Raw genomic sequence first — 8,244 nt, 5'->3', positions numbered from 1 at the left:
AACGTGTGGCTTATTACGTTCAAACTTAGCCTTAGCCATGTTCATCTTCCTCGTTTACGTCGAACACAATTCTGAGTAAAACTCAGCTCCGACATATCGCCTAAAAAAATCAAACGCCCAATACTTGAAAAGCAGACTAAATAGCCTGCTTTTGAAATCTTTTGCAACAATGTTGCTATAATATAAACTGTAATCTGGAGCTCTTATCGAGATTTGAACTCGAGACCTCTCCCTTACCAAGGGAGTGCTCTACCACTGAGCTATAAGAGCAAATTATCGTACTTCATATAATGGAGCGGGAGACGAGGATCGAACTCGCGACATGCAGCTTGGAAGGCTGCCGCTCTACCAACTGAGCTACTCCCGCACTATGTTGGTACATCCACTTACTGAAGTCTTAAAATTGGTGGTGAGGGAAGGATTCGAACCTTCGAAACTTTCGTAGCGGAGTTACAGTCCGCCCCCTTTGACCGCTCGGGAACCTCACCATTTTTACACTTACACCAGTGTCGTTCTTTACTTCTCACTCCAAACTCTCTAAGATGGTGCCGGCACACGGATTCGAACTGTGGACCTACTGATTACAAGTCAGTTGCTCTACCAACTGAGCTATGCCGGCGTTTCTTAGTGTTTCGTACGTTTCGTATCGGAACGGTGTGCAGTTTAGCAAAACTCAGAATCCATGCAAGTGTTTTTTTCAAAAAAACCGCCAAAAACTCATAAAATCAATCCGTTTGATGATAATTCAACCGCTTTGATCACTGCGCGAGCTTTTATTTGGGTTTCATTCCACTCAGATTCAGGATTTGAGTCTGCAACCAGGCCTGCCCCGGCCTGTACATAGACCTTATTTTCGCGAATCACACAGGTACGAATCGCGATCGACATGTCCATTTCGCCGTGCCAGCCTAAATAACCAACAGCACCACCAAAAATTCCACGTTTTACCGGCTCAACTTCGTCAATAATTTCCATGGCACGGATTTTTGGTGCCCCAGAAAGTGTACCAGCAGGGAAAGTCGCCTTAAAAACATCCAGCGCATCGACATCATCACGCACTTCACCCTGCACATTGGACACAATGTGCATGACATGTGAATAACGTTCGATCACCATTTGATCAGTTACCTGCACTTTGCCGATTTTAGAGACACGACCGACATCATTTCGCCCCAAGTCAATCAGCATGAGGTGTTCTGCAATCTCTTTTTCATCAGAAAGCAGATCTTTTTCCAGCGCCAGATCTTCTTCTTTGGTTTTACCGCGAGGACGGGTACCCGCCAGCGGACGCACGGTGGCAATGCCATTTTCCAGACGTGACAGAATTTCCGGCGAAGAGCCGACAATATGGAACGGCGTATTGTTTTCTAGCGTCTGTCCTTGCACCAGGAACAGATAAGGCGATGGATTAAGATGACGCAGTGCACGATAGACCTGTAAAGGCTCACCATCAAAATCAGAGACCATACGGTGGCCAGGCACCACCTGCATCACGTCTCCGGCACGGATGTACTCTTTCACCTTCTCAATGGAGGCAATGAAGTTGTCATGCCCGGTTAAAGATTCAAAATGTGGTGGGGTATGTTTTTCTGCTTTCAGGCTTACCGGTGTCGCCAGAAGATTTTCCAGCTCATCCAATTGTTGCTGTGCTTTCTGATAAGCCTCTGGATCAGTTACATCGGCATGTATAATCAGGAACAGGGTATCCTTCAGGTTATCAAACACGATGACGGTTTTAGAGAGCATCATCCAGATATCTGGCAGACCAACCGGATCGGCTTCCGGCACGTTTTTCAGCTTTGGTTCAATATAACGTACCGAGTCATAACCAAAATAGCCGACGAGGCCACCGGTAAAGCTTGGCAGGCTTGGCAGCTCAGCCTGGGTTGGCACCTTAAACTGTTTCTGGAAATCACGAATATATTGGAAAGGATCGCTGCACTGCTGCTTTTCAATCGAACCATCCGGGTGCTGAACCGTGAGCTCACCTGCATTGCAGGAGAACACAATCGATTCACCCAGACCAATAATCGAATAGCGTGCCCAGTTCTCTCCCCCTTCCACAGATTCAAACAGATAGGCTTGGGTATGCTGTTTTAGACGAGCAAAGACAGAGAGCGGGGTTTCAGTATCCGCCAGACGCTGGCGGTAAACAGGAATCAGGTTGTAGCCTTGAGATACAAGTTGCTGGAATTGTGCTGAAGTTGTCATTCGGTTTTTCTCTTTAAATTAGGGTTACTCAGTATGAAAATGGAATTGGACTGAGCGACGCCATCGAAAAACCTTACAACTATTCATCTTGTTTCCTTCGTACCCTGTATTAAGCAAGCAGTTCACGTAAGTCATCCACGATTTCTTGAGGATGACAGTCTGCTATATTCTCACCATGATTATAGCCATAGCTGACCACAATACAATCGATTCCCGCACGGCGTGCTGCTTCGATGTCATTGATTGAATCACCAACCATCAACACCTGTTCTTTAGTCACACCATAATATTCGACACAATGTAGCAACTGTCGGGGATCCGGCTTACGCTCGGTAAAGCGGTCACCACCAATGGTGTCATCAAAATATTCTGCCATTCCCAGAATATCCAGAATACTGCGTGCAGGCTGTTCCGGTTTATTGGTCACACAAATCAGCTTCTTCTTATTAGCTTTGCCCCATTGCAGGAATTCGATAATTCCCGGAAAAGGCACCGTATCGATACATGGATCGGCGTTGTAGATTTCCAAAAAGGTTTCCAATAACTGCTGGTGCTGGACTGGGTTTAGTTCTCCAGTCAGGTGTTTCAGCACGCTCTCACAGAACTTGGAAGTTCCCTTACCAATCCATACTCGCACCTGTTCTTCGGTCACAAAAGGCAGCTGTAGCACGTTTAGGCTCATATTCATGGCGCGATAGAGGTCAGATGCCGAATCCACCAAAGTTCCATCCAGATCAAATAAAATCAGCTCGCGCTTATCCAGTTGTGCAATCGACATGTTCACCCTCATCTTATTCATTCATCACGCAGCCACAAAAAAGGCATGCGTTTGCATGCCTTGATTGTAACCAATACTCGGCTTATTTAAAGAAAAGCCAAGCCACAATTGCCAAAATTATGAGAACAATTAAGGAAATCAAACCGACAGAAGCGTTTTTTTGCTCTTCTTTCGCCTGTTCTACACGGGAAACGGGTTCTTCCACTGGAATCGATTTTGGTTCAGGGGTTGCTTTGGACAGGTCAACACCTTCAGGAATTGGGGCTGGTTTTGGAATACCCACATTGGTTGGCATACCATCACGCGTCAACTGTACAGAGGCATCACGCTCTTTCAGCTCCGGCATACCCTGTTCATTCATCTGATGTGCAGCATTCTTTTCTTCAGCTTCTTCAATCACACGTTCAGCTGTCTGTTCCAGTTCAGGCTCCACTACCACCTCTTGGGCTGGCGCAAGCACCGAGAATTTCAGGCTGGCAAACTGGACAATATCCCCTTCTTTGAGCAATGCTTCTGCATCAATGCGCTGATCATTAACAAAAGTGCCGTTAGAAGAACCTAGATCTTGTACCCATAGTGCATCTTCTTTCACTAAAAATGCCGCATGCTTACGGGAGATTTCTGCGGCTTGTAGCACGATATCGGCAGCCTGGTGACGACCAACCAGCATGTCATGGTCAATGCTAATTTCCTGCCCGGTCAAATCACCAGAGATGGCTTGAATTTTCCAAGTCATAACATCCACTTCTCTTTTATTCTGTTGCCATGATCATAACACGTGGTTTGCAAAGACCGTAAGCTTAGCTTTTTGGGCGTAAAGTCGTTGTGGTCACGGTATTACGGCTTTTCTCGACATGCTGCACTGGCTGGCGCTGAACTTCTGGCTCAATCGCCACTGGCGTCGTTACCACGGCCTGAGGTTGGCTCTGAACAGGCGCACTTGGTACCGTTTTATATGTCGAACCTAATGGCGGCTTGGATACTGGAATCCGCTGCTGATACACATCGTCCAGATTTTCTGGCAACTTGGCAAAGTTACCATCATTATCCAGCGCTAACTGCAGACTATACAGCTGGCTATAACGCTGCTGGGAAATCTTGCGCACTTCGTTCTGGTCACCCACGATAGTCGGGTGAATAAACACCAGCAGATTACGTTTCTGGTTAGACTTGCCTTCGGAACGGAATAGACGTCCAAGTCCTGGAATTGCACCTAGTCCCGGCACCGCCTGACGACCATAACGCGTGTTATCCGAAATCAGACCACCTAGCACAATGGTTTGACCATGCTCTGCCAGAATCGAGGTTTTAATCGCACGTTTGGTGGTGACCAGATCGGATGCCTGCCCCTTGTTATCCTTGACATCAGAGACTTCCTGCTCGACTTCCAGACGCACCGTACCATCATCACCAATATGTGGAATGACTTTTAAGGTAACACCGACGTCTTTACGTTCAATGGTCGTGTATGGATTGGCAACACCAGTGGAAGTGGTCGACACTGAACCTGTGACAAAAGGTACGTTTTCACCGACGACAATATAAGCTTCTTCATTATCCATGGTCACGATCGACGGGGTCGACAGGATATTGGACTTGGTAGTTTCTTTCAGCGCCTGAATCATTGCACCATACAGCTTACGCGAACCATCACTGCCTTCACGATAATCCCCAATCACCAGCGAGGTTCCTGCACCAATGGCACTGCCCGCACCGGCCGCACCGCCGGTCAGATAACCTGCTGCAATATTTTTCAAACTGGAACCAAAATTATCAAAATTGATCAGCCCAATTCCGCTGCTCAGATCACCAAGAGCCCACTGAACTCCAAGTTGATCAGCATCCGTGCCTTCCACTTCCATAATTGCAGCTTCAATCAGCACCTGCTGGCGACGGGTATCCAGCTGACTAATGGCCGATTCAATTTCACGCATCAGTGGCGGATCAGCTTTGACCACCAGTGAATTCTGCGTGGTATCAGCAATGATGCTCACGCCATTGGCACTGTAGCTGGTAATACCTTGCTGGTTATTGCCAAAGCCGGAATTAAGCTGGATATTCGAGCTGGAACTGTCCTGAGACATACTGGATGAAGCATTATTATTACCCAAGGTATTGAGTGAGGTTCCAGTCGAACTGCTTTCAGAAGTGCTGCTACGGCCTAAATTTTGTCCAGACACTAATCCTTGCAGAATTTCAGCCAGATTCTTGGCACTGGCATATTTCAGGCGGAAAACTTTCAATCCACCGAGACGGTCTGCAGCTGGTACATCCAGCGTTTCAATGATCTGACGGATACGCTTACGAGTGGCGGTATCGCCTTTGATGATAATCCGGTTGGTACGCTGATCCGCAATGACACGTACACGTGAGCCTTTAAGATCTTTGGCTGCACCAGTGAGTGTCATGGATTCAATCAGACCAATCATTTCCTCAGCCTGACTTGACTGCAGGGTAATGGCTTCGATGTCATTCTGCCCGGTACCATCCAGATTGCGCACAATGGTTTCCAGCTGGTAAATATTGCTGGCACGGTCAGAAACAATCAGCGCATTGGTGCCCGGTACAGCGGCTAAATGAGCAAACTGTGGCATCAGGGGACGTAAAGCTGGAATCAGGTCATTTGGGTTAGTATTTTCTAGCCAGATCACACGGGTCACGATCTGGTCACCGGTCGCGCGATGCCGGGCATCATAAGGAATGCCAGAGCTTTTCACATTATTATCAGGCACCAGCTTGATGGTATTCCCCGATGGAATAGCCACCACTCCATTGACATTCAGCACCCCAAGGAATAGGTCATAAACTTCATCCTTGTTGAGGGCGCGATTGGAAATCACGGTCACATTACCGCGTACGCGCGGATCCACAGCAAAGTTTTTCCCGGTAATATCAGCAACTTCATTAATAAATGCTGCCAGATCTGCATCACGCAGGTTAATTTTCCATGTTTGTGCATGGCTGGCTGTGCTGACCATAGCCACCAGAGGGGCAGCAACACAAAATGCCCATGCTGATCGATTATTATTAAATAAAGCCATAAACCTAAATGTTTCCCAACCCTATATGTGATGCCATATCACTTTAAATCCTGTTGTATGGTCATCACCTGATCACCACGCTTAATTTCGAGCTTCACCTGACCCTGCTGACGTGCCTGCTCCAACAATTGGGCTTCTGACTGCCCAGCAGCTACGGTCTGTCCATTCAGGGAAATAATCCGATCTCCCGGCCTTAACCCCAGACGGTTACGCAGTACAGCAGGAGTCCGTGAAGTGACTTCATAACCATCTCCACCAGCAGAAACCCCCATATTTTCCAGATACCGCTCCCGATTCTCATTCATCTGCTGAATGGCACGACTGATCTCATTCTGCGGTGAAGACGGTTCATTATTTTGCTGGTTACCGGAATTACTCCAACCTGATGCAGATGATGAACTGTTATTATTTTTGGACTGCTCATTGCTTTGCCATGGCTGATTCAAGCCATTTTCCAGCCCTTTAAAGTAAATTTCTTTGGACGCGCCACTCTTCTGACGAATGACCACGTGATCCCAATAGACTTCTGCCAGTTCATAGCCCGTATCACCCAGCGTTTCACCGACCAGATAACGATCCGCCTGATCATTCAGTTTCAATACAGCGGAAGAACGATAGCTTGGACTCGCGATCATCACGCCCTGCAACAGGATATTGGAGACATCAGCATTGTTAGCTGTGCGGCCAGTTTCCTGGAACAGAGAAAATGAACTGATATTCGGAATTCTAGGTTGCTGTGAACCTAGCTCGACACGTTCCAGCTGTAAGGCCTGTGGAGGGGCTACCACCAACCAGAACAAGGCGGCCAGCTTCCAGCACAAATATAAAATTAGCAAAACCAGCAAGGCCGGTGCAGCCTTGTTCAAGGATTGTAAATCCAGTTGTTTAAATTTATCGAGATCCAGCGCCATCAGTTCACGCCTCCCAATAAGGGTTGACGGGTACTGATGACATAGGTGTCCAGTCCTGCCTTACCTTCATAAGAAGGCACATTCAGCAACATACGCTGAGTCAACTGCACATTCAGCATCAGCTCCGGATCGAGTTCAATATTCAGCATTTTCTGGTCACGGCTATCACGCACATCTAGCAACAGTTTTCCAGACTCATCAGCCAACTTTCCAGCCAGTACAGGTACATTCATCCGCTCCTGACGCTGGGCAAAGGTATAGAGCAATTCCCCACCGGCCCAGTTCACCTGGCCATCCACATCACTAAAGCCATTTTGTTTTTTATACTTGAAATCTAGCTGATTAAATTGGATCGCATTAATTGGCCACTGCCAGTCAGCCAGCGTTTTTAGGGTTTCTGGTGCAACTTGTCCTTTGAGTTTTTTGGCGATCAAGGTTTTGGTCAGGCCATAGGCCATGATTCCACTCAGTTTGGTGTTTCCACTATGGATTTCGACATTGGCACCGATGCGCAGCAACAACAGATCGAATGGACGGATCTGCCAGTTTAAGCTTCCCTTGAGTTGCCCCTTGTTCCAGTCCGCATTCCCCTGCCAGATATTACCGCTGACATTATGCAGAACCTGATTATTTTTATAAAATTTTGAAATTAGCCAGGCAGCTGGCACCTGCAAAACCACGAAAATAAAAAAGGCGACTACGACAAAAATCAACCATTTGAATGTTTTCGGTTTACCGCCCATAACACCCCAACCAATTAATCAATTTACAATCCCTGATTATCATTTTTTCTTTATCTACACATTATGCATACTTTTTCAGTTGCGCCAATTCATTGGCATAAAAAAACCAAGCAAAAGAGCTTGGTTAAAATTGCATAGGTCATCTCCATAACAACCTATGACCGGATTCAAAACTGAAATTTAGATCAGGAAATCTTCCAGCTTGGCACCATTTTCCAGTTCAGCCACCAACCAGCGTGGCTGTTTACCACGACCTGTCCAGGTATCGTTTGGATTAGATTTGCTACGGTAACGTGGCTCTACTGCTTTACGAGATGATTTTTTACGTTTAGACGCACCAAACTCTAACAGTTGTTCAATGCTCATGCCGACTTTTTCAGCAATACTTAATACCTGATTATAAGCATCTTCAATCTCTTGATCTTTTTTTGAAGCAATTAACGCTTCAGCTTCAGCTTGCAAACGTTTTAACTCTTCAACAGATAAATTAGTAATATCAGGCATAACTCTCTCCATAAATGATATTATTTGTTTTATAAATTAGACCTCTTGCGAAAGTC

The 8,244-nt window shown here is 46.5% G+C and carries 7 protein-coding genes and 4 tRNA genes; all 11 read right to left on the bottom strand.

Going from position 1 to position 8,244, the window contains the following annotated elements; all coding sequences use genetic code 11:
• Window positions 1-195: 195 nt before the first annotated feature.
• Window positions 196-270, bottom strand: a tRNA-Thr gene (locus tag GW12_RS04815).
• Between the two features lie 21 nt (window positions 271-291).
• Window positions 292-367, bottom strand: a tRNA-Gly gene (locus GW12_RS04810).
• Window positions 368-404: 37 nt separating this feature from the next.
• A tRNA-Tyr gene (locus GW12_RS04805) sits at window positions 405-488 on the bottom strand.
• Between the two features lie 55 nt (window positions 489-543).
• A tRNA-Thr gene (locus GW12_RS04800) sits at window positions 544-619 on the bottom strand.
• Between the two features lie 98 nt (window positions 620-717).
• On the bottom strand, window positions 718-2,211 hold the full coding sequence (gene trpE / locus GW12_RS04795) for an anthranilate synthase component I (protein ID WP_034584220.1): 1,494 nt from the start codon (window positions 2,209-2,211) through the stop codon (window positions 718-720).
• A 109-nt stretch (window positions 2,212-2,320) separates the two neighbouring features.
• A complete protein-coding gene (gph, locus tag GW12_RS04790; protein ID WP_034584217.1) occupies window positions 2,321-2,989 on the bottom strand; it encodes a phosphoglycolate phosphatase in 669 nt (222 codons plus the stop codon).
• Between the two features lie 82 nt (window positions 2,990-3,071).
• On the bottom strand, window positions 3,072-3,725 hold the full coding sequence (locus GW12_RS04785) for an FHA domain-containing protein (RefSeq protein WP_034584215.1): 654 nt from the start codon (window positions 3,723-3,725) through the stop codon (window positions 3,072-3,074).
• A gap of 64 nt (window positions 3,726-3,789) precedes the next feature.
• Window positions 3,790-6,030 carry a type II secretion system secretin GspD gene (gspD, locus tag GW12_RS04780; RefSeq protein WP_034584211.1) on the bottom strand — a complete coding sequence of 747 codons (2,241 nt, stop codon included), beginning with the start codon at window positions 6,028-6,030 and terminating at the stop codon, window positions 3,790-3,792.
• Window positions 6,031-6,068: 38 nt separating this feature from the next.
• Window positions 6,069-6,941: a type II secretion system protein N gene (locus tag GW12_RS04775; RefSeq protein ID WP_034584208.1), complete on the bottom strand. Its 873-nt coding sequence runs from the start codon at window positions 6,939-6,941 to the stop codon at window positions 6,069-6,071.
• Window positions 6,941-7,684 (bottom strand): type II secretion system protein N, encoded by a 744-nt coding sequence (gene gspN, locus GW12_RS04770; RefSeq protein WP_034584206.1) that lies wholly within the window; start codon window positions 7,682-7,684, stop codon window positions 6,941-6,943. Before gspN ends, GW12_RS04775 begins: the two co-directional genes overlap by 1 nt.
• Window positions 7,685-7,864: 180 nt before the next feature.
• Complete coding sequence (locus tag GW12_RS04765; protein WP_034584203.1) at window positions 7,865-8,188, bottom strand: H-NS family nucleoid-associated regulatory protein; 324 nt, start codon at window positions 8,186-8,188, stop codon at window positions 7,865-7,867.
• Window positions 8,189-8,244 lie beyond the last annotated feature (56 nt).

The organism is Acinetobacter sp. HR7, assembly GCF_000773685.1.
Lineage (GTDB): Bacteria > Pseudomonadota > Gammaproteobacteria > Pseudomonadales > Moraxellaceae > Acinetobacter > Acinetobacter thermotolerans.
Note: the sequence above shows the minus strand (reverse complement) of the source record. Positions and strands in the feature narration are given on the sequence as shown.

Bases quoted from the DNA above. Each gene is read 5' to 3' on its own strand.
- trpE (WP_034584220.1), bottom strand. From the start codon at position 2,211: ATGACAACTTCAGCACAATTCCAGCAACTTGTATCTCAAGGCTACAAC.
- gph (WP_034584217.1), bottom strand. From the start codon at position 2,989: ATGTCGATTGCACAACTGGATAAGCGCGAGCTGATTTTATTTGATCTG.
- GW12_RS04785 (WP_034584215.1), bottom strand. From the start codon at position 3,725: ATGACTTGGAAAATTCAAGCCATCTCTGGTGATTTGACCGGGCAGGAA.
- gspD (WP_034584211.1), bottom strand. From the start codon at position 6,030: ATGGCTTTATTTAATAATAATCGATCAGCATGGGCATTTTGTGTTGCT.
- GW12_RS04775 (WP_034584208.1), bottom strand. From the start codon at position 6,941: ATGGCGCTGGATCTCGATAAATTTAAACAACTGGATTTACAATCCTTG.
- gspN (WP_034584206.1), bottom strand. From the start codon at position 7,684: ATGGGCGGTAAACCGAAAACATTCAAATGGTTGATTTTTGTCGTAGTC.
- GW12_RS04765 (WP_034584203.1), bottom strand. From the start codon at position 8,188: ATGCCTGATATTACTAATTTATCTGTTGAAGAGTTAAAACGTTTGCAA.